The sequence below is a fragment of the Kitasatospora sp. NPDC091207 genome, from assembly GCF_044768625.1.
Taxonomy (GTDB): domain Bacteria; phylum Actinomycetota; class Actinomycetes; order Streptomycetales; family Streptomycetaceae; genus Kitasatospora.
Genome location: NZ_JBIVVS010000012.1, coordinates 1 through 17,381 on the forward strand (window position 1 = coordinate 1; position 17,381 = coordinate 17,381).

16 protein-coding genes and 1 rRNA gene are annotated in these 17,381 nt (G+C 72.6%); 10 read left to right on the plus strand and 7 right to left on the minus strand.

Annotated features, from left to right (window positions below):
* Positions 1-92, plus strand: a 5S ribosomal RNA gene (gene rrf, locus ACIQTO_RS20525); the annotation flags it as partial.
* Positions 93-153: 61 nt separating this feature from the next.
* On the opposite strand, the gene ACIQTO_RS20530 is transcribed toward rrf, so the two are convergent.
* The 5 genes from ACIQTO_RS20530 to ACIQTO_RS20550 form a co-directional block, all read right to left on the minus strand.
* Positions 154-2,088: a hypothetical protein gene (locus ACIQTO_RS20530; protein WP_402389762.1), complete on the minus strand. Its 1,935-nt coding sequence runs from the start codon at positions 2,086-2,088 to the stop codon at positions 154-156.
* Positions 2,085-2,888 carry a protein phosphatase 2C domain-containing protein gene (locus ACIQTO_RS20535; protein ID WP_402389764.1) on the minus strand — a complete coding sequence of 268 codons (804 nt, stop codon included), beginning with the start codon at positions 2,886-2,888 and terminating at the stop codon, positions 2,085-2,087. Before ACIQTO_RS20535 ends, ACIQTO_RS20530 begins: the two co-directional genes overlap by 4 nt.
* 143 nt (positions 2,889-3,031) lie before the next feature.
* The gene (locus tag ACIQTO_RS20540) at positions 3,032-3,715 is read right to left on the minus strand and encodes a VWA domain-containing protein (protein WP_402389766.1); all 684 of its coding nucleotides are present in this window, start codon (positions 3,713-3,715) and stop codon (positions 3,032-3,034) included.
* 168 nt (positions 3,716-3,883) lie between these two features.
* Positions 3,884-4,249: a hypothetical protein gene (locus tag ACIQTO_RS20545; RefSeq protein WP_402389768.1), complete on the minus strand. Its 366-nt coding sequence runs from the start codon at positions 4,247-4,249 to the stop codon at positions 3,884-3,886.
* A complete protein-coding gene (locus ACIQTO_RS20550) occupies positions 4,249-5,826 on the minus strand; it encodes a hypothetical protein (RefSeq protein WP_402389771.1) in 1,578 nt (525 codons plus the stop codon). The genes ACIQTO_RS20545 and ACIQTO_RS20550 overlap by 1 nt, the downstream gene beginning before the upstream one ends.
* A gap of 435 nt (positions 5,827-6,261) precedes the next feature.
* Between ACIQTO_RS20550 and ACIQTO_RS20555 the strand changes: the two genes are divergently transcribed.
* Entirely contained in the window at positions 6,262-6,594 is a 333-nt protein-coding gene (locus ACIQTO_RS20555; RefSeq protein WP_402389774.1) for a hypothetical protein, read from the plus strand.
* Positions 6,595-6,832: 238 nt separating this feature from the next.
* Here the strand turns inward: ACIQTO_RS20555 and ACIQTO_RS20560 are convergent, their stop codons facing one another.
* Together ACIQTO_RS20560 and ACIQTO_RS20565 are read right to left on the minus strand one after the other, a co-directional pair.
* The gene (locus ACIQTO_RS20560; protein WP_402389776.1) at positions 6,833-8,065 is read right to left on the minus strand and encodes an acyl-CoA dehydrogenase family protein; all 1,233 of its coding nucleotides are present in this window, start codon (positions 8,063-8,065) and stop codon (positions 6,833-6,835) included.
* A 19-nt stretch (positions 8,066-8,084) separates the two neighbouring features.
* Entirely contained in the window at positions 8,085-9,263 is a 1,179-nt protein-coding gene (locus tag ACIQTO_RS20565) for an acyl-CoA dehydrogenase family protein (RefSeq protein ID WP_402389779.1), read from the minus strand.
* A 521-nt stretch (positions 9,264-9,784) separates the two neighbouring features.
* Between ACIQTO_RS20565 and ACIQTO_RS20570 the strand changes: the two genes are divergently transcribed.
* From ACIQTO_RS20570 to ACIQTO_RS20605, 8 genes are all read left to right on the plus strand, one after another.
* Complete coding sequence (locus ACIQTO_RS20570) at positions 9,785-10,945, plus strand: isopropylmalate synthase (protein ID WP_402389781.1); 1,161 nt, start codon at positions 9,785-9,787, stop codon at positions 10,943-10,945.
* A 96-nt stretch (positions 10,946-11,041) separates the two neighbouring features.
* A complete protein-coding gene (locus ACIQTO_RS20575) occupies positions 11,042-11,227 on the plus strand; it encodes a lysine biosynthesis protein LysW (RefSeq protein WP_380572082.1) in 186 nt (61 codons plus the stop codon).
* Between the two features lie 4 nt (positions 11,228-11,231).
* A complete protein-coding gene (locus tag ACIQTO_RS20580) occupies positions 11,232-12,083 on the plus strand; it encodes a RimK family alpha-L-glutamate ligase (protein WP_402389785.1) in 852 nt (283 codons plus the stop codon).
* Positions 12,080-13,135: an N-acetyl-gamma-glutamyl-phosphate reductase gene (argC, locus tag ACIQTO_RS20585; protein ID WP_402389788.1), complete on the plus strand. Its 1,056-nt coding sequence runs from the start codon at positions 12,080-12,082 to the stop codon at positions 13,133-13,135. Before ACIQTO_RS20580 ends, argC begins: the two co-directional genes overlap by 4 nt.
* On the plus strand, positions 13,132-13,935 hold the full coding sequence (locus ACIQTO_RS20590; RefSeq protein WP_402389791.1) for an acetylglutamate kinase: 804 nt from the start codon (positions 13,132-13,134) through the stop codon (positions 13,933-13,935). Before argC ends, ACIQTO_RS20590 begins: the two co-directional genes overlap by 4 nt.
* A gap of 12 nt (positions 13,936-13,947) precedes the next feature.
* Positions 13,948-14,511, plus strand: coding sequence for a type 1 glutamine amidotransferase (locus ACIQTO_RS20595; RefSeq protein WP_402389794.1), 564 nt, complete (start codon positions 13,948-13,950; stop codon positions 14,509-14,511).
* A 106-nt stretch (positions 14,512-14,617) separates the two neighbouring features.
* Complete coding sequence (locus tag ACIQTO_RS20600; RefSeq protein WP_402389797.1) at positions 14,618-15,733, plus strand: Glu/Leu/Phe/Val dehydrogenase dimerization domain-containing protein; 1,116 nt, start codon at positions 14,618-14,620, stop codon at positions 15,731-15,733.
* Positions 15,730-17,379, plus strand: coding sequence for an AMP-binding protein (locus tag ACIQTO_RS20605; RefSeq protein ID WP_402389799.1), 1,650 nt, complete (start codon positions 15,730-15,732; stop codon positions 17,377-17,379). The genes ACIQTO_RS20600 and ACIQTO_RS20605 overlap by 4 nt, the downstream gene beginning before the upstream one ends.
* Positions 17,380-17,381: the final 2 nt, after the last annotated feature.

Genomic DNA, 17,381 nt, shown 5'->3' on the forward strand with positions numbered 1-17,381 from the left:
CGCCCGGTTACATTCCGAACCCGGAAGCTAAGCCTCACAGCGCCGATGGTACTGCAGGGGGGACCCTGTGGGAGAGTAGGACGCCGCCGAACAATCATTGTGAAGAACCCCCACCCGATTTCGGGTGGGGGTTCTTTGCGTTGTGCCGGTGACTTATCGCCAGCGCCAGCAGACCGTGTAGTCGAGGTACGGGTAGTCGGGGACCTGCAACGTTGTCCAGCCGTACTGACCGCAGAAGGAAGTGGCGTGGTAGGCATTGGTGCGTCCGGCGACGACGATGTTGGCGGCCGAGCAGCTGCTGACGTTGGAGAAGACCGGCTTGGTCTCACTGCCGGACTTGAGCAGGCAGGCGCCGGTCTTGGCGTAGCCGATGGCGTCCGGGTAGGTGTAGGAGAGACAGAGCAGGACGTCCAGTGTGGAGTTGCCGGGGACGGTGAAGGTCTTCGACAGGTTGTAGTTCGGCCAGGAGTCGCACTTCGCGTGGTCGGTGGTCCCGCGGTAGCTGGCCAGGACGCTGAACGCGCCGCGTTGGCAGGACGTCTTTCCCCAGGGGCCGGTGGAGTTGGGGCCGTAGACGCAGTCGCCCTGATCCGCGTGGAAGGCGTCGCCTCCCGGGCTCAGGTAGGTGAGGCAGAGGACGAGGTTGTGGTTCCGGGACGACACGCTCTCGTCGTAGTCGGTGATGTTCTTGCAACTGTCCAGATTGGTGGTGCCGTTGAAGATCCGCAGCACCTTGAACGCGCCCGTGGTGCAGGCGGTCGGCGAGAGCTTGGCGACTTCGCTCGTGCCGTTGTCGTAGAAGCAGGATCCGACCTCCGCGCTCTCGTACATGTCGGGAGTGGTCGGTGGGGGCGTGTAGGTGGGTGTGTGGACGGGCGCGGGCGCTGTGTAGGGCGGATCGGCCGGGGTGCTCTTCGGGGGCTTGGGACTGGCGGGTGCGGGGAGCGGGACCGTGCTGTAGCTGGTGGTCACCGTCGGGACGGAGAGGTCCGGGTCCGACCCGGAGTCGTGGCGGGACTGGACGAAGACGATCGCCATGACGGCGGCGGCGAGCAGGGCGATCACGCCGATGCCGACGGCCACGGGGGACTTCGGGGTGGGCGTCGGCGGGGCGGTCGGGCCCTGTGGGGTGCCCCCCGGGCCGGCCGGTGGCGGGCCGGGAGGAGGCCCACCCGGACCGGTCACACCCGGTGCGGCGGCGGGTGCGCTGGATGCCGCGACGGCGGCCACCCCGAGGTGCTCCGCCCACAGGCCCGGCGTGGGCCGTCGGGACGGGTCCGGGTCGAGGCCGGCGAGGGCCAGGTCGCCGAGTGCCGGACTGACCGCGGCCAGGGCGGCGGGGTCGGTGGTGGTCTGGTCACGGGCGAACAGACGGATGGCGAGCAACGCCAGCTTGTGGACGTCTCCGGCCGGGGTGGCCTTCTCCTCGCCCGCCGGGAGTTGCCAGTCCGGCGTCTCGGCCTGCGGCAGGACGCTGGCCCCCCGCAAACGCGTCGCGTCGCAGTCGATGAGGAAGCACTCGGGCCGGCCGGCCGTGGTGAACAGCAGGTTCTTCGGGGACAGGTCGCCGACGGTGATGCCGATGCGGTGCAGCCGGCCGAGGGTGGCGGCCAGGTCGGCCAGCAGCAGCAGCCGGTCCCGCTCGCTGACGGCCAGGCCGATCCCGGCGACGTACGCGTCGTCGTTGAGCAGGAACTCCAGGTTGGCGAGCCGGCGGGTGGTGGCGGCCGGGTTGCCGAGGCTCCGGAGGTCGAAGTGGAAGCGGTCGGGAGCGGCCCGCATCAGGAAGCCGCTGGTGCGGCCCTCGTGCCGGACGACGGCGGCCGGCCAGGCGGTCTTCTCGCAGAGCCACCTGCCCTCGCTCCCGCTCAGGTCGCCGAGCAGACCGACCATGGCGGTCAGGGCGTCGGCGTCGAGCACGGGCAGCAGGGCAGGGTCGTACTCCTTGTAGACGACCTCCCAGCCGTCGCCGTCGGCCTCGTTGATCCGCCGGTTGGCCACCCGGTGGACCACGCCCTGGCCGCCCTGCCCGAGGAGGCGGTCCAGCACGAGGGTGCCGCGGTCGACGGTGGGTGCGGGGGCGGTCATCGCGGGGCCGCCGGGTCGCGGGGCCAGACCGCCAGCAGCGTCCGGTCGTCGTCGAAGGTCTCCCGGGAGAAGTCCAGCACGTGCGCGAGCCAGAGCGGGGGCGGCGGTTGGGCGAGGTGGCGGGCGAAGAGCGCGCCGACCTGGCCGTCGCCGTCGCCGAGCGGGTCGCCGAAGCCGTCGGTGCCGACCAGCAGGGCCAGGTCGGGCGTGAGCCGCGCGGTGGCCTGTTCGAGCCGGTCGGGCACGCTGGGCAATGGGGTCACCTCGTTGGAGACCAGGACGGTGTCCGCGCCGGTCTTCGAGGTGAAGAGCGGGCGGTAGCGGCCGTGCGGGCGGTCCAGCAGCCAGGCGCCCGAATCCCCGACCCGGCACAGCTGGACGACCGGCCCGTCGGGGTGCGGGCGGACCACGCCGGCGACCAGCGTGGTCGCGTACAGGCCGGCGACGTCGGAGGGGTTCGGTGCGGGGGTGTTCAGCCGGCCGCGGGCGAGTCGGTGCAGGCGCTCGGCGGCGTGCCGGGCGACATCCTGGAGGTCCAGGGCCGCGGTGCTCCAGGAGAGTTGGAGCAGCATCCGCTCCAGCGCGGCCCGGCAGGCCTCGACGGCGCCGAGCTCGGCGCTCGTCGCGCTGGAGACGCCGTCGGCGACGGCGAACACGACGGTGCCGCTGGACTCGTGCGACACCGCGCGGGCGGTGTCCTGGCGCGGCTTGCGGTAGTAGCGGTGCTGGGCCCCCCGCACCGAGGCGAGTCGCAGGGTGAGGCCGGGGGTGGACCAGCCGTCGCACTCGGTGTCGGGCACGTCGAAGGAGTCCTCGTCGGGCGGGCGCGACTCGAACTCGACACCGGGCGCACCGACTGCGATCCGCCCCCAGGGCGCGGGGCCGGCCGCGGCACCGGGGGGCGACGGCGGCGGCGGCGGGGCGTCGTCACGGCCGTACGGAATCACAGGCCGACCTCGTCGATGGCCATGGTGAACTGGTCCGGCCGGTTGACGACGAGCTGGGGGCTGGCCGAGCTCAGCGCCCGTGTGGAGGCGACCAGGCTCGCGGTGAGCGAGTGGAAGAACTCGGCGATGGCCCGGCCGATGTCGGTGCCCGCCTTGGCCACGAAGGCGAACTCCGGCCGGGTCGCCACCTCCAGCATGGTCCGGGCCTGCGCGTCGCCGATCCCGCAGGCGATGATGTTCGGGGAGGTGGGGGTACGGACCCGGTCGGTCAGGACGGTGTGCGCGTGCCGCCAGGCGTCCCCGTCGGTCGGCTGGCCGTCACTGAGGAAGAACACCACCGGGCGGTGCACCTTGTACCCCTGGCCGCGCAGCCACTGCACGTCGGTCGGGATGCGCTGCAGCAGGTCGTCGAAGACCGCCTGGTACCTGGTCGTGCCCCGGATGACCACCTGCGGCAGGTTGGTCTCGGTGCGCATGTCGGCGACCGCGAGCCGGACCTGCACGTCGTCGGAGAAGCCGAGGACGGCCAGGCGCAGTTTGGCGGCGATCATCGGTTCGGCCCGCAGCCCCTCGCACAGCGAGATCAGACCGTCCGACAGTTCCTGTAGGTAGGGGCCCATCGAGGCCGATTCGTCGGCCAGCACATAGGCGGGCAGCAGAACACCCCTGGTCTCGGCCATGTGTATCCCCCTTCAGGTCGCGTCGGTGACGCGTGGTTGCGATGTCTGTGCGACGGGACGCGCCGACGGCCGTTCCCCGTCCGTCGGCCCGGCGGTCCCCGCCCGAGTCCCGCCCGCGGTCTGCGCGGTCTCCACCGTTCGTGTCGGCCGCGGCCCCGGGCAGCGGCGCTACGGCAGCAGCGCCCGGACCGCCTCGTCCAGGCCCTGGATCTCGGTGGCGACCGCCGTGGTGACGGCCAGGCCCTGCCCGGCCCGGGTCAGGTAGGCCAGCACCTGCTCCCAGCGTCGCGCCGGCGCGGTCACCGCCTGCTGGAGGTCCGCCGCCGTCCGCGCGGAGGCCGGGTCCGGGCTCTGCCGCAGCTGTTCGGCCAGGGCGAGGACCCGGCGGGCGAGCGCCTCCTCGTCGACCGGCGCCGACGAGGTGTGCACGGTGGCCGAGGAGTTCTCGCCGGCGGCCACCCCCGACCCGGTGATGGTGACGTTGGCGTTGCCGCTGACGTGGAATCCACCGGTGATGCGACGGTCCTCGGTCATCAGCCTTCCCTTCTCCCGCCGGCCGGTGCTCGGCCGGCCCGGTTCATGATCCTGCTGGCGGCTCCGGCGGCCACCGAGGAGTTGACGAAGTTGACGGTGGCGTTGCCGGAGGTGAACACGCCGCCGTTGTAGATCACGTTCTGGCGCTCCCGGAGTTCGGAGATGTCCACCTGGTGGGCCGCCAGGAAGTCGGTGAGCGTGTCCAGGACGCGGCGTTCGACGATCTTGGAGTACATCTGGCTGTCGACCTGCTGGAAGTACCGGTGGAACTGGGGGTCGCTCGCCGTCTCCCGAAGGCTCAGCGCGGCGCCGTAGTTGAACGCGCCGAGGGCGATCTGCCGGCGCTGGTCGCGTTCCTTGCGGCTGTCGGCCAGGCGGCCGGCCACCAGGGCGAGCACCTTGAACGGGGCGGTCGGCAGCCGGAACGGCACGGCGGCGGCGGAGCCGCGCAGCAGGGCCAGCAGTTGCCACCAGGTGGGGCGGTCGAGCAGGTGGTCGACCTGGTGGTAGCGGCGGTGGAGCGGCGGGAGCAGGGAGACGGCGCCCTCGACGAACAGCAGGTCCCGGGCGGGGCTCAGTGAGAAGCGGACCGTCGTGCTGGCCACCAGTTCGCTGTTCCAGCCCGAGACGGTGGTCACCAGGTACGGCCGGGCCCGCCCGGAGCCGTCGTCCCGCAGCCGGTCGAGGACCGCGGGCCCCAGGGCGATCTGCGGCCGGCCCTCGGGGCGGGGGAGCAGGAGCGGGCGCAGCGCCGGGTCCAGGCCCTGGGCCAGGTCCGCGCCGCTGACGAAGACGCGCTCGGAGATCTCCACACCGGGCAGTCCGAGGGCGGCGACCGCCGCCATGACCTCGGTGTCCAGCGTCTTGAGGGTGAACGGGAGCACCTGGTCGAAGGACTCTCCGGGCCGGTCCACGGCGACGGTGAAGTTCCAGCTGTTGAGCAGCCGGCCGTAGCCGAGGAACGGCTCGTAGCCGGAGAAGACCGAGACGTTCCCCTGCTGGTCCTCGGTGGCCAGCCGGCTCAGCAGGTTCTCGTCCTGGGGCCGGGCGCTCGGTGCCCTGGCGGGGTCGAAGGCGTCCCGGCGCAGTTTGGGCCGGAGCACGCTGTAGAACGTGATGAGCCGTTCGACCAGCACGATGCCCCAGGCGACGGCGAGGAGCGGGAGGCCGAGGGGTGGCAGGGGGAGCGGGACGACGGAGGTCGAGGGGTCGGAGAGGGGCTGGTAGGCGAAGGAGGCCAGCAGGGCGATCGCGGTCAGTGCGAGCAGGACCTGGGCGGTGGTCTGCCGGGCGCGTGCGGCGAGCGCGTAGCGCAGGACGCAGACCAGGTCGACGCCGGGTGAGGAGGCGATGGCGCGGTGCGTCTCCTTGAGGACGGACTCGATGGCCCGGTTGCTCAGGTCGCTCTCCAGCTGCACGGCCGCGCAGAGGTAGCGGGTGGCGTCCGTGGCCAGGTGCGGGGCCTGCGGGTGGGGGCCGGGCCGGGGCGCCGGTGTCCAGCTGCTCGACGGCGCGGGCGCCGCGGTACCGCCGGTGGCGGGGCTCGCCGGGGCGAAGGTCGGGGCCGTCGACGGCATGGGCTTCACGGGCCCCGGCACGAGCGGCCCCGGTGGCGGGGGCAGCCCGGGGGACCCGGGGCCCGGGGTGTAGCCTCCCGGGCCGGCCCCGCAGGTGGGGCAGCGGGTGGCGGCCGCCGAGCAGGCCGTGCCGCAGACGAAACAGTTCCACATGTCGAATGTGCTCATCTGACCATCGCCGACCTTCGCGCGACAACGACTTCCCCGTGGGCCCGCGCGGACGCGTCGGCCGGGTGCGGCGGCGGCGTCGCGCGTGCATGCCCACAGCATGTACCTGCCCGGGATGATCCGGCACCATACGCTTTCGCCGTTACCAAACAAAGACGTGATGTTGCGTCAAAGCTAAATGTCCGCAGGCGAGTTGATCATCGCGGCGGGTCGTCGACGTGGTTCGCCGGCCCAGCTCCCGGGCGCTCTGGGTGGTGGGCGCGCGCGGTGGACGAGGTCGTCGCGGCCGCCACCGCCTTCGACCGCGACCCGGGGACCGGCGCCCTGGTGGTCACCGGGTCGGAGAAGGCCTTCGCGGCCGGCGCCGCCATCAGGGAGACGCGGGCGCGGTGCCGGCTGGTCCACGCCGCCTTCGCCGCCGCCGACCAGAAGCAGGGCGTGGCCGCCTTCGCCGAGAAGCGCCCGCCGGGGCTCACCCACCGCCGACCCGGCCCGGGCGGGGGCGCGGCCCGCCGGCCGCACCCCCGGTCCACGGACGAGCAGCGGACCCCGCCCATTCGGGCGGACCCGGGCCGGAAGCCCCCGGGCAATATCCGGTGACCGGGGAATCCCGGTGGCGGTGGAAAGCCGGGGAAGGTGAAACCCCGGTGAAGGTGAAACCCCGGCCCCGGGCCGGTACGCCGGCCGAATGTACCGGCCGTGCTTCGCCCGGTGAATTCGGCGTGACGAATTCGGGTCGACCCAGAATTCGACCGGCCGGCCGGTCCCGATATCCCGGGGGTTCTTCCGGACCGACGCGCCGGTCCGGAAGAACCCCCGGAGGTGCCGAATTCCGGTCCTACGCGGGAACGGCCCCGGCGGTCCTGACGAGGCCGTCGAAGCCGGCCGGGTCGGTGCCGAGGCCGGCCGGTGTCAGCCAGTCGAAGGGCTGGTAGACCGCCGGACCCAGGCCCAGGCTCTCGGCGACCGTCTCCCGCAGGCGGTTGGAGGTGAAGCCGCCGATGACGTTCATCTGCGCGTCCCGGTAGAGGCGTTCCACCTCGTGTCCCCGGGTGACGCCGGCCGCGCCGTGGATCTGCACGGCGCGGGCGGCGACCTCGACGGCCATCTCGGTCGCGTAGATCTTGAGCATGGCGATCGCCTCCCGCGCCGACCGGCCGGCGGCGAGTTCGGTCACCGCCTTGCGGGCCAGCACCCGGGCGGCGTCGATCTGGGCGCGGGACTCGGCGAGCTGGGTCTGGACGCCCTCCATGTGCGCCAGGGGCCGCCCGAAGGAGACCCGCTCACCCGCGTACCGGACCGAGGCGTCCAGGGCGGACTCGGCGATGGCGATGGCCGAGACCGAGATCAGCAGCCACCCCCAGGCCATCAGCTCGGCCAGCTCACCGGCCAGTTCGCCGAAGGGCACGGGCACCACGTCGGCCTCGGAGACCACCGCCTCGGTGAAGACGATGCCGCCCCAGGGCATACCGCGCAGCCCCATCCGCGGCGTCTCGTAGCGGCGCACGCCGGGCTGGTCGAGGTCCACGAAGGCGAGGCACCAGTCGTGGCCCTCGTCCCCGGGGGCCTTCTGCCGGCGGGCGAGCGTCACGGCGACGTCGGCGTCGGGCGCATTGGTGATCTTGGCCTTCTCACCGCTGATGACGAAGCCCTCGCCGGGGGCCCCGGCGGGCCGCACGGTGGTGGTGTAGGTGCCGGCGTCGCTGCCCGCGGGCGGTTCCACGATGGCGAAGCAGGCCAGCTTCTCCCCGGAGATCAGCGGCTTCAGCAGCCGGTCGTACTCGCTCGGCCTGCTGTAGCGGGAGATCAGCTTGCCGCAGAGCAGGCCGGACACGGTGGCGGTCCAGTAGCTGCCGGGGCAGGCCCGGGCCAGCGCCTCCATCGCCGCCAGCTGGGTGAGCCCGTCGGCTCCGGTGCCGCCCGAGGCCGTCGGGTGGAACAGCCGCAGGTACCCGCTGTCGATGATCTCCGTCCAGTTCGGCGAGGGCATCCGGCCCTGCGCGTCGGTCTCGGCGGCCCGGGAGGCGGTGCCCGGGAAGCTGAGGACGGTGCCGTGCGGTGTGTCGGTCATGTCGGTATCAGTCCTCACATCAGCCGAGCCCGAGCAGGGACGCGGCGATCACCGGACGCAGCACCTCGGTGCCGCCGCCGGTCTCCGCGAAGAACAGCGCGTCGCGGTGCGCCCGCGCGATCAGGTGGTCGCTGGTCAGGGCGGCCGGCCCGGACAGCCGGGCGGCCCCCTCGGCGACCGCCCGTGCGGCGGCCGCCACGAAGAGCCGGGCGGTGGCGGCGTCCTGGCGGGTGGGCCGGCCGCCGGAGTCGAACTGCCCGGCGGCCCGGTAGAGCAGCCCGGACGCCAGCTCGCACCGGGTGGCGAGGTCCGCCAGGGTGAACCGGACGGACTGGGCGTGCACGAGGGGCCGGCCGAACACCTGGCGCTCGCCGGCGCCGTCGACCGCGTCCCGGACCAGCGCCCGCATGACGCCGACCCAGGGCGCGCTGGAGAACACCCAGTCCAGTGAGGCCAGCAGCGGCTCGACCTCGGCCCCGGCGCCGCCGACGGTGCCCAGCACCGCCTCGTCCGGGACGTGGCAGCCGTCCAGGACCAGCCGGCCCCAGGCACAGGTGCGCATGGCCGCCGGCGCCGACTCGGTGATCAGCAGGCCGGGCGTGGAGCGGTCCAGGACGAAGGCGGTCCGGCCGCCGCCCTCGTGGGTGGCGACGACCAGGAAGTGGTGGGCCACCGGGCCGCCGGCGACGAGGTCCAGGTCGCCGGTGAGCACCCAGCCGCCCAGCCCCGGCGTGCCGGGCCGGGCCGTGACGGTCGGGGCGAGGGCGGCACCCTGGGTCTGGCGCAGCGACACCGCGCCGATCCAGTCGCCGGAGGCCATCAGGGGCAGGTAGCGCTCGCGCTGGCGGGGGCTGCCGAAGGCGCGCAGCGGCACGGTGGCGAGTACCGCGTGGACGCCGACGGCGAGGGCGAGGCCCGGGTCGCGGGCTCCTTCGCCCAGGCCTTCGAGGAGGGCACAGGTCTGGGTGGCGCTGAGGCCGGCGCCGCCGAGGGCGCGCGGTACCAGCGGCCCGGCGAGGCCGGGGCCGGGCCGGGCGCCGGCCAGTTCGGCGAAGAGGGCCGGGTCCCAGCGGTGGTCACGGTCGCGCTCGGCGGCGGTCGGCCGGGCGATCCGCTCGGCCAGCTCGCGGGCCGCGGCGGCCGACGACGGATCGCCGGCCCCCTGGACGGTGGGCTTGAGTTCCTGTGGAACGACCATCGGAAGTTCTCTCCTTTCTACGGGCCGTGCTCAGATCGGTAAGAGGTCGCTTCCCCCGGTGGCGCGGGGTGCGTTCGTACGGTTGGACCGGTCCGTTCTCACGGTGCCAGGACTCCGTTCTCGGGTCGTGGGGGTGCGGCGGTACGGGGGCGGTACACCGTCGAGGGCGCTCGAACGACTCCCGGGGCATGGCCGCCGGACTCCCGCCGCTCGGCGCGGATTTCGCGCGCTTATTCAGCGATACAGGCCCCCCTGGAGGCCTGTCCAGGAAATTGTCGGCATGCCTACCAGAAGTCCGCACAGCTCACCGTCCATGACGTTCCATCACAGTCCTTGACAAGCTCCTGACATTGCCGGTGTTGTCCCTTCACAACGCGATCGACCACCATATTCGTCGAGCGCACTACGCATCGCCGCTCTTTCGGCCCTGCTTCATTCGTACATGCCGCATCGCGAGAATTCAGGCCGGAGCCGAGGTCAGCGCGAATGGGAACCCGGCTCGGGAAAAGGAGGGAACGCACATGGCACCAGCAGAGCACTTGAAGGAGAACGTGCCCCCGCAGGGGCTGCCCCATCTGTCCGACGCGACGCTGCGGGACTCCGCGCACATGGCCGGCGTCGAGTTCGGCCCCAAGGACGCCGCCCACATCGCCGACCTCCTGGTCCGCACGGGCGTCGAGCTGGTCGAGGTCGGGATGATCTCCGGTCCGTCGAGCAAGGACGCGGACCTCATCCTCGCCACCCACGAGGCGGTGGGCCCGGAGCGCTCGCTGAGCCTGGTCGTGGTGCGGGACCGCCAGCAGGTGGTGAAGGCCCTGGACGAGGCCAAGCGGCTGGGCGTGCGGTCGGTGATGTTCTCGATCCCGACGTCCGAGCAGCACGCGGCCCTCAAGCTGAGCTCGTCCAGCACCAAGTACCTGATCGCGGTGGCCCGGGCGGCCATCGTCGCCGCCAAGGAGCGTGACTTCCACGTCACCTTCAGCGGCGAGGACGGCGCCCGCACCCCGAAGGAGCGGCTCGTCCCCTATGTCGAGGCGGGCTTCGAGGCCGGCGCCGACCGGTTCCGGCTCGCGGAGACCGTCGCCTACCTGTCGCCGTGGCAGATGGAGGAGCAGATCCGCAGCATCACCGCGATCGACGGCTCCGAGATCGAGATCCACTCGCACAACATGCTGGGCATGGCGGTCGCCAACTCGCTGGCCGCCTACCGGGCGGGGGCGAAGTGGATCTCCGCGACGGCCGGCGGCATCGGTGAGCGCGGCGGCAACGCCCCGCTCGCCGAGCTGCTCACCTCGCTGCGGGTCATCTACGGCGACACCCGCTTCGACCTGAGCCACCTCACCGAGCTCACCAACGCCGCGCTGCGCGGCGCCCGGCTCGGCGACGCCTTCCAGTCCGGCCCCACGGCCCCGCACGCCTTCGCCTACGAGCTGCCCGGCCAGCTGACCCACCCGGAGGCCTACGAGACGCTGGCCCCGGAGATCGTCGGGAACTCCCGCGAACTGCGCGTGCGCACCCGGCTGACCTCGCCCCTGGTCACGTGGGCCCTCGACGAGCTGGCCGAGTCCGTCGACGTGGACGCCTTCACGTCCTGGCTCACCGGGCGGCAGGAGCGGGACGACCGCGACCTGCTCGACCGGGACGCGATCCGCAAGGCCGCCGTCGAGTTCCAGGCCCTCTGACCGGTTCCGCGCCGGATCCCCGTTCCGCGCCGGATCCCTGATTCACCGCCACCGAAGAACACCGAAGAACACCCGAGAACGACTACGGAGATGACAATGTCTGCTGGCACGTTGACCGGCCTGTGCCCCGAATGCGAGACCGATCTGACCACCCCGCCGTTGGTGCAGGGCGAGACCATCGCCTGCCCCGAGTGCATGCTGACGCTCCGTGTGGAGGACGTCGTGGAGGGCCGGCTCAGCCTCCAGATGGTCGAGGTGCAGCTCCGCGATTGGGGCCAGTAACCCCATGGAACGCACTGTTGCCATCGTCGCCGACCGGGTCGGCTGGGAAGAGCGCCGGCTGATCGACGCGGCCGCGGGCCTCGGCCTGCGCGTCGAGTGGGTCAATGACGAGTCCCTCGCCCTGGGAGACCAGGAGTCGGCCTCGCTCGGCGGGTTCGCCGCCGTGCTCATCCGCAGCCGCAGCTACACCCGCGGCGGTCTGATCGCCACCGTGGCGGAGGCGGCCCGGATCCCCACCCTGAACACCGTCTCGGCCATCCAGGCCTGTGAGAACAAACTGACGCTGCGCGCCCAGCTGCGCGCCGCCGACGTGCCGGTGCCCGACTACCGTCTCGTGCTGTCCCGGCGGGACTTCGAGAAGGCGCTGGCCGAACTGCCGCCGCCGGTCGTGCTGAAGCCCGTCTTCGGCGGCATGGGCAAGCGCGTCACCCTGCTGCGGGACGCGGACTCCGCGCACTCGGTCTACGACTACGTCGAGGACCTCGGGCACGGCTTCGAGCAGGCCTCGCTGGTCGAGCCCTACCTGGCCGGCGGCTCCTCGCTGCGCTGCTTCGTGGTCGGCCGCGAACTGGTCGCCATCGCCGAGTTCCACAGCGCGGGGACGGACTGGCGCAGCAACGCGGCGCTGGGCAACCGCAACCGCGCCGTCGACCTCGACCCCGAGGTGCAGAAGATCGTCGACGGTGTCCTGGACGTCCTCGGCGAGGGCATCTTCGGCATCGACCTCTTCGCGACGCCCAACGGCTACGTCGTCAACGAGGTCAACCACGCACCGGCCTTCCGCGCGGTGGCCTCGGCGACCGGGGTGGACATCGCCACGGCCATCGGCCGCTACGTACGGGAGGAGATCGGATGATCCGGGTCGGCATCTTCGGAGCCTCCGGGCTCGCCGGCGGTGAACTGATCAGGCTGGTCACCCAGCACCCCGAGCTGGAGCTCACCTTCCTGGGCGGCAACGCCAGCGCGGGAAGGCGCCCCGCCGAGCTCCACCCGGGTCTGCGGCTGGACCTCGGGCTGACCATCGAACCGGTCAGCACGAACCTCGCCGGCCGCTGCGACGTCGTCTTCCTCGCCACGCCCGCCACCGCCTCGGCGGAGCTGGCGGCGCGGCTGGCCGACGAGGTGCCCTGCGTCATCGACCTCAGCGGCGCCTTCCGGATCCAGACGTCGGAGCTGCACGACAGGTGGTACCCGGACGTGCGACGGGCGGACGGCCTGGCCGACCGGTTCGTCTACGGTGTCCCGGAGCTGATCGGCGACCAGCTGCCCGGCGCCCCGCTGATCTCCCTGCCGGGCTGCTTCGCCACCGCGATCACCATCGGGCTCGCCCCGCTGGTGATCGGCCTCGGCCTCAACCTGAGGACCGTGGTGGTGGACGGCAAGACCGGCTCCAGCGGCGGCGGCCTGTCCCTGCGGACCGCCGACCTGCACCCGCTGCGCAACGGCGCCATCGCGCCGTACGCGCCGTCCGGGCACCGGCACGCGGCGGAGGTCAAGGACTTCCTGGAGCGCAGCAAGCCGGGCGGGATCGACTCGCTGAGCATGTCGGCCTACGGCGTCTCGCACGTGCGCGGGCTGATGGCCAGCTCCTACGTGTTCACCGACGACGAGGTGGACGCGCGCACCCTGAGCCGCGCCTTCCTGCGGTTCTACAAGCAGCACCCGTTCGTGCGGGTCCGCCGGCACAACGAGACGCTGATCCCGGTGCCGGACCCGCAGGCCGTCCTGGGTTCCAACTACTGCGACGTGACCGTCCTGCACGACGAGGAGGGCGGCCGGATCGTCGTCCTGGCGGCGCTGGACAACATGGTCAAGGGCGCGGCGGGCCAGGGGATCCAGGTCCTCAACCTCCGCTTCGGCCTGCCCGAGGAGACGGGGCTGACCATGCAGCCGGTGATGCCCGCATGACCGGGACGACCGCCACCGACACCCCGACCGTCGTCAAGCTCGGCGGCAGCACGGTCGACGACCTCGCCGGCACCTGGTGGGACGACCTGGCCCGGTTCGGCCAGGACCGCCCGCTGGTCCTGGTGCACGGCTGGTCCAAGCCGCTGAAGAACCTCAGCCCCCGCTACCACGAGCCCTCGGCGATCCTGCGCGACCGCTACGGCAACCAGAGCCGGTGGACGACCCCCGAGGTCATCGAGGACATCAAGACCGTCAGTGCCGAGCTCGCCGAGGACGTCCTGCGACGTCTGGAGCAGCGCGGCATCACCGCCGAGCGGGCGCTCGGCAGCGACGGCCTGGTGACCGCCGGCGAGGGCGAGCGCTGGTGGTGGAAGGAGAAGCAGCTCGTCGAACTGGAGAATCTCGTCGGCCCCATCACCGGCGTGGACCCGACGGTGCTGAAGAACCTCAGGCCGGGGCACGCGTACCTGGTCACCCCGCTGGCGCGGGACGCGGCCGGTCGCGAGGTGAACACCGACGGCGACCGGGCCGCCGCCGCCGTCGCGGGCGGGATCGGGGCCGAACAGCTGGTCCTCGTCACGGATGTCGCGCACCTGCTGATCGACGATCAGCCGGTGCGCCGGATCACGGCGGAAGCCGCGGCCAAGTTCCGGGACAAGGGCGCCACCGGCGGGATGCGCAAGAAGTTGCGCGCCGCGGGGGAGGCCCTGGACGGAGGAGTGGAACGCGTCGTCATCGGCAGCGCACCCGTGACCGACCTGATCGCCGAGCGCACCGGAACCGTCATCACACGAGCGTGAGGAGCAGGGCACGTGGCGAAATCCCGTGTGCTAGTCGTCAACAACGGAACGCTGTCGCTGAAGCAGCTCCGCGGCCGGTTCGAGGAACTGGGGTCGGAGACGGACGTCGTCCGTGCCGACTCGGTACCCGCCGACCTCGGCGGCCGCTACCAGGCGATCGTCCTGAGCGGCACCAAGGTGCGGGCCTATGACAGCGACTTCTACCGGCCGCTCATCGACCTCGTGATGGGCGCCGACGTCCCGGTCTTCGGGATCTGCGGCGGTATGCAGATCATCGCCGTCGCGGCCGGCGGCCGGCTCGCCGAGGGGCCCCAGCGCGTCGGCGGCTACGAGGTGCAGGTCGACAAGGAGGAGTCGCTCTTCACCCATGTGAAGCCGACGGTGACGGTGTTCCACCGTCACACCCTCTACCTGCAGGAGGCCCCCGAGGGCTTCCGGTCCATCGGCCGCTCGGAGCACGCCCCGGTGGAGTTCATCCGCTCCGACGACGGGCGGATCCACGGGGCCCAGGCACATCTGGAGTTCCGCAGCGACGGCCTGGAGATTCTGCGAGGCTTCGCACAGTTGTATCAGTGACGGTCCGTCAGCAGACGTGCGCGGCCGCGCCTCCCCGGGCGGCCGCCGCGTCTGCGCGGCACACCGTCGGCTCTCTGAACCCACCTAGGTACCGAAGGACTTCGCAATGACCGTGGAAGAGACCCAGGCACCCGCATTCGCCGTTCACCTGAACGGCAGCGGTGGCGCGATCAAGGGCTGGGTGGTCGTCGACTCCCTCGTCGACGGCCTGGCCATGGGTGGCACCCGGATGACCACCGGGGTCACCGAGGAGGAAGTGGCGGGCCTGGCCCGCGACATGACCGACAAGTTCACCCTCGCCGGGCTGCGCATCGGCGGCGCCAAGGCCGGCATCGTCTCCGACGGCAGCAACCGCGAGGAGACCTTCAAGACCTTCGGCCGGACGGTGAAGCCGCTGCTGCACGGCGGCATCCACCTCGGCATCGACATGGGCGTCACCCCGGCGGACCGGGCCGTGTTCTTCGCGGAGGCCGGCTACGACCCGCGCTTCCGGCTGGGCGCCCCGGACATGCCGATCGACTGGCGCACGTACTACGAGCCGCTGATCGACTGCACCGGGCACGGGGTGGGGGTGGCCGCGGTCACCGCCCTGGAGGAGAGCGGCCGCACCGACTCGGCCCGCGTCGTGGTGCAGGGCTTCGGCGCGGTGGGCCGCGCGGTCGCCCGCTTCCTGGAGGACCGCGGGCACATCGTGGTCGGCGTCGCCGACGTCCAGGGCACCATCAGCGCGGACCGGCTGCCGGTGGCCGACCTGGTCGCCATCACCGACGAGTTCGGCCGGATCGACCGCTCCCGCCTGCCGCAGGGTGTCACCCAGTCTGGTGAGCCGGACGCCTGGCTCGACGTCGACGCCGACCTGCTGATCCTGGCGGCGCAGAAGCACGCGATCAACGCCGACAACGCGCACCGGCTGCGCGCGCGCCTGGTGGTCGAGGGCGGCAACCTCGCCTCCAGCGCCGAGGGCAAGGCCAAGGTGCTGGCCGCGGGCTCCACCGTCGTCCCGGGCGTGATCGCCAACATCGGCGGCGCCGGCTCGGCGGCCCTGGCCGTCACCCGGGTCGTCCCGTTCCACCTGGAGGCGGAGGCCCGCAAGGCCTGGGTCTTCGACTGGGTCGGCGACCGGGTCCGGCAGAACACCCGCGACCTCCTGGAGATCGCCGCCGGCCGCGCGGGCGACCCGCTGCCCGAGCTGCTCGCCGCCCGCCGCAAGGAGCGCGGATGAGCGCCGGCACGCCCGCCCGCCCGGAGCGGGCCCCGGCCCGGGCCGACGCGGCCGAGTACCTGCGGCGCGGCTGGTGGCGGGAGGAGACCTTCCTCGACGACCTGCGCCGGCAGGCCCGGCTGCGGCCGCACAAGCTCGCCGTCGCCGGGCGCCGGATCGGGGAGGCCCGGACCGACACCCTCGACTACTCCGAACTCGCCCGGCTGACCGACCGCTTCGCCCTGGCGCTCGCCGAACTGGGCGTGCAGCGCGGGGATTTCGTCGCCGTGCAGCTCCCCAACCGGTGGGAGATGGTGCCGCTGCTGTTCGCCTGCATCCGCGTCGGCGCGGTCATCTGCCCGATCGACCCGGTGTGCCAGGAGGACGAGCTGCGCCACCGCCTGGAGCTCACCGGCGCCAGGGTCTGCATCACCGTCCCGGAGTGGAACGGCTACCCGCTGGCCGCCCACCTCACCGCGCTGAAGGCCGAACTGCCGCTGGAGCACGTGGTGGTGGTCGGCGGCCGGGACGCCGGCACGCTCTCCTTCGACGACCACTTCGTCGGTGTCCCGTGGGAGGAGCAGCGCGCGGCCGAGCTGGACGGGCGCGAACTCGCCCCGGACGACCCGTTCGTGGTGCTGTTCACGTCCGGGACCACCGGGGTGTCCAAGGGGGTGCTGCACAGCCAGAACACCATCCACGCGGCCGTCCGCGGCTACGCCGACACCTTCCTGCTCGACGACAGCCTGGTCGCGGCCGTCACCACCCCGCTCGTCCACTACTCCGGCTTCGGCCAGGGCATCCTGACCGGTGTCATGCTGGGCGCCACCGTCGCCTTCCAGGACATCCGGCGCAACGCCGCCCTGCTCGACCTGGTCGAGCGGTACGGCGCCACGCTCCTCTACGGCCCGCCGTCCACCCTGGTCGACATCGCGCGGTCCCAGCGGGACGATCCCCGCGACGTCTCCACCCTGCGCCACGCCGTCACCGGCTCCGCGCCGGTGCTCCAGGAGCTGGTGGACGAGGTCCGCGAGACCCTCGGGGCCCGCACCTACTCGGTGTGGGGGATGTCCGAGTTCGGGCCCGTCACCATCACCCGGCTCGACTACAACCAGGACTGGGCGGCCAGCAGCAACGGCGGGCCGATCGACTCCATGGAGCTGCGCATCGACGACCGCGACGATCCGGGCAGGCGCGCCCAGGTCGGCCGGCTGCGGGTGCGCGGCGCGGCGCAGGCCCTCGGCTACTACAAGCGCGAGGACGTCTTCGCCGCCGAGTTCAACGCCGAGGGCTGGTTCGACACCGGGGACCTCGCGCGCGACGACGGCCGCGGCGGTGTCCGCATCCTCGGCCGCGCCAAGGACGCCCTGATCCGCGACGGCGTCGTCGTCCCGATGACGGAGCTCGAAGCGATCATCTCGCGGCACCCCGAGGTGACCGAGACCGCCCTGGTCGGATCCACCGGCCGGACCGACGACCCGATCCTCGCGGTGGTCGTGACCGCCGGCGCGCAGCCCGGACTGGACGAGATCCACGCCGAGTTGCGCGCGGCCGGGCAGGACGAGCGCTTCTTCCCGGAGCGCCTGGTGGTCGTCGACGTCCTGCCGAAGACCCTGACCGGCAAGGTCCGCAAGGCCGAGCTGCGCCGCCGCTACGGCGGGCAGTGACC